The organism is Methanoregula sp. (assembly GCF_002835825.1).
Classification (GTDB): domain Archaea; phylum Halobacteriota; class Methanomicrobia; order Methanomicrobiales; family Methanospirillaceae; genus Methanoregula.
Genome location: NZ_PIZH01000258.1, coordinates 1 through 3,299 on the forward strand (window position 1 = coordinate 1; position 3,299 = coordinate 3,299).

A 3,299-nucleotide genomic window follows, 5' to 3' on the forward strand; every position below is an offset into this window, starting at 1 on the left:
CTGTGCTGTTTGATCTCGGTCTCGAATTTCTCCAGCTGGGCTTTTGAAGTCGCGCCCTCCATCGCGATATTAGTGCGATCAATAGTCAGGGTGCGGATCTGGTCCGTGCACTCGGCAACCCGGGTCTCGGCACGCTTGGAGTCCATGTACACGCGGTTGATGGCCTCGAGGTTCGTCTCCTTCTCTTTTTTGAGGCGGACGATGGTCTGCTCGGCAAGCTTGATCCCACCCTTTGCCTCCTCGAGTTCCGCGATCAGCTTGAGGTAGTCGGCCCCGCTCTTTTTGTTGATCAGGTCATCGATGTCGGTTAAGTCCGCCTTGAGATAGGAGAGCTCGTTCTCCTCGATCCCCCGGTCGGAGGCTATCCGGCCAAGCTGGATCGTGTGGTCCTCGGCCGATTGTAACAAAGACCTGAGCTCCTTCTCCCGCTCGTGGAGCTGGGCTGCGGAGCGGCAGTTCTGGTAGAACGTCAGCTCGTTCTGCCACTTCTGGTACTCAAGGGCATGCGTCCGCTCCCGCTTCAGTTCATTTGCACGCTTTGAAAGCTCGATTAAGAGGAGTTCCTCGCGTTCAATCCGCTCACGGACGATATCAAGCTCTGCAAGCGACTGCTGCTTCTTGGTGTCGAACTCGGCCACGCCCGCGATCTCATCGATTATCTTCCGGCGCTCGAAGTCGCTCATCTCCATGATGCGGGTGACATCGCCCTGCATGACAACGTTATAACCGTGGGGTTTGATCCCGTGCTTTGCCAGGTGGTCGACAATATCACTCTGCTTGCAGAGGCGTTCGTTGAGGTAGTTGTAGCTGTAGTATCCGTTGCCGGTCCGCTTGATCCTCCGGCGGATCTTCGTCCCGTCGGAGAATTCGAGTGCAACCTCGGCAGTATTCCGTCCGGAATTCAGGTTGATGAGGTCGGTCAGTTTCTCGGCCCGGAGATTGCGCGAACTCGATAGCGCGAGGACAAAAAGGATAGAATCGATGATGTTACTCTTGCCCGAGCCATTGGGCCCGGATATTACAGTAAACCCCTCTAAAAAGGGAATTTTTGTCTTTTTTGAAAAAGACTTGAAATTGTCGATCTCCAGACCTGTGATATGCAAAGATCCGGCTCCTTACTTCTTTGCAGGATCCTTCTTTTGCTCATCCTCGGTTGCGTAGATGAGTTCGCCCTGCTTGGGCCGTGAGCCCTTCTTTCCCTGCCCATAGCCGGCACGGGCAACAATATAGTCCTTCTCACCGCGGCGGGGCTCAAGCTTCATGGTGCCATCGGGCTGCATAATCATGTCCATGACCGGCTCTGCAGGTGCTGCGGGTGCCTCGGGGGCACGGCTTTTGGGGCGGATGACCGTGCTGCCGGACGTGGACTGGGCAGGTGCTGCCGGGGCTGCACCCTGCGATCCCTGGACGATCGGCCCGCGCTTCAGTTCCTGCATGCGGCGTTCCTCGGTCTGCTTGGACATCTTCATGGCAACGGACTTGAGATCGAGGAGCTCCTGGGTCAGGCCCTTTACGAGCGCCTCCATCTCTCTTACCTTCTTCTCGAGGGCGGCAATGCGGTCCTCGCTTGCTGAACCTTCCATCATCTGAATCAGTTTCTCCTGTTGATCGAGTTCGTGCTCAAGGTACTTGATCTCTGCATCTTCGCGCGCTATACTCGTATAGTACTCGTGCAGCGCATTCCTCTTATAATAATAGTAATGATCGCCTGATTAGGTAAAAAGCATTGTGGCTGAAACCTGCATTTTAAATGAAATTTGCCGTTCTTATCTGATATCAGGAAAGATGAGCGGCCGGCTTTACAAAAAACAGGCAATACATCCTTTCCCGTGGTTCCTCCGCGCCGGAAGGGTGGTTGCATCCTCCCCCCCTGCAGGTTTTCTTCGTTCTCACCATGAATGCCCCGGGTTCCCTTGTGACAACGAAATGGTATTACCTGATCCGAGCGAACTTTTCTCCATATGTCCTATCTGGCAAAAACAGATCCGGCAATTGCCGATATTATCGAAAAGGAGAGGCTCCGCCAGGTAAACGGCCTGGAGCTGATCGCGTCTGAAAACGTTGTTTCGCGTGCCGTACTCGAGGCAATGGGCTCCATCATGACCAACAAGTATGCCGAGGGCTACCCCGGCAAGCGCTACTATGGCGGCTGCGAGTTCCACGATATGGCCGAGAACCTTGCCCGCGACCGGCTCAAGAAACTGTTCGGGGCAGAGCACGCAAACGTGCAGGCCCACTCGGGCACCCAGGCGAACATGGCGGTTTATTTTGCAGCCATCAAGCTGGGAGACAAGATCCTCTCCATGAAGCTCAACCAGGGAGGCCACCTTTCTCACGGCTCCCCGGTCAGCTTCACCGGAAAGTTCTACCAGGTGGCACAATACGGCGTTGACGAGAAGACCGAGATGCTCGACTACGGTGCAGTGGCGGAGATGGCCAAAAAGGAGAAGCCCCAGATCATTGTCTGTGGTGCCTCGGCTTACCCACGGACGATCGACTTCAAGGCATTCCAGGAGATCGCCGATGATGTTGGTGCTGTCTGTCTCGCGGATATCGCCCACATCGCCGGCCTCGTTGCCACCGGACTCCACCCAACATCGGTCGGCGTGGTAAACTACACCACCACGACCACCCACAAAACCCTCCGCGGTCCCCGCGGCGGCGCCATCATGTGCAATGCTGACCTCGGCGTTGCCATCGACAAGGCGGTCTTCCCCGGCATGCAGGGCGGCCCCCTGATGCACACCATCGCAGCAAAGGCGGTCTGTTTTGAGGAGGCGCTCAAGCCTTCGTTCAGGGAATACAACCAGCAGATCATCAAAAACGCAAAAGTCCTTGCCGAGACTTTGATGGCAAACGGCCTCCGGCTCGTCTCGGGCGGCACCGACAACCACCTGATGCTCCTCGACCTGACCGAGCAGGGCATCACCGGCCTCGAAGCCGAGACTGCCCTTGGCAAAGCCGGCATCACGGTGAACAAGAACACCATCCCGAACGAGACCAAGAGCCCGTTCGTGACAAGCGGCCTCCGTATCGGCACCCCGGCCGTCACCTCACGGGGCATGAAAGAGACCGAGATGCGCCTTATCGGTTCCTGGATCGCCAGCGTCATCAAGGACACTAAGAACGAGAAGAACACGAACGATGTCCGCGGCAAGGTCGAAGCCCTGCCATCGAAGTTCACCCCCTACCCCGAATAAGCAAAGGAGACCCGGAAAAGGTGGCCACGATCCCTGACGGACAACAGACATCTGAAAACCGCCTTGCAGCCGTCGGGGAAGCAAAAGCAGGCCCGGGGG

The 3,299-nt window shown here is 56.6% G+C and carries 3 protein-coding genes; 1 reads left to right on the top strand and 2 read right to left on the bottom strand.

Features of this window, described 5'->3' with window-relative positions; all coding sequences use genetic code 11:
* Together CW742_RS09375 and CW742_RS09380 are read right to left on the bottom strand one after the other, a co-directional pair.
* A partial coding sequence (locus CW742_RS09375; RefSeq protein WP_292419573.1) for an AAA family ATPase occupies positions 1-1,103 on the bottom strand: 1,103 nt, incomplete at its 3' end.
* Positions 1,104-1,115: 12 nt separating this feature from the next.
* Positions 1,116-1,586, bottom strand: a complete 471-nt coding sequence (locus tag CW742_RS09380; protein ID WP_292419576.1) for a hypothetical protein — start codon at positions 1,584-1,586, stop codon at positions 1,116-1,118.
* Between the two features lie 375 nt (positions 1,587-1,961).
* On the opposite strand from CW742_RS09380, the gene glyA reads away from it, so the two are divergent.
* The gene (glyA, locus tag CW742_RS09385; protein WP_292419578.1) at positions 1,962-3,200 is read left to right on the top strand and encodes a serine hydroxymethyltransferase; all 1,239 of its coding nucleotides are present in this window, start codon (positions 1,962-1,964) and stop codon (positions 3,198-3,200) included.
* The last annotated feature ends 99 nt before the right edge of the window (positions 3,201-3,299 follow it).

Coding starts and splice junctions, on each gene's coding strand:
- glyA (WP_292419578.1), top strand. CDS start 1,962: ATGTCCTATCTGGCAAAAACAGATCCGGCAATTGCCGATATTATCGAA.
- CW742_RS09380 (WP_292419576.1), bottom strand. CDS start 1,586: ATGATGGAAGGTTCAGCAAGCGAGGACCGCATTGCCGCCCTCGAGAAG.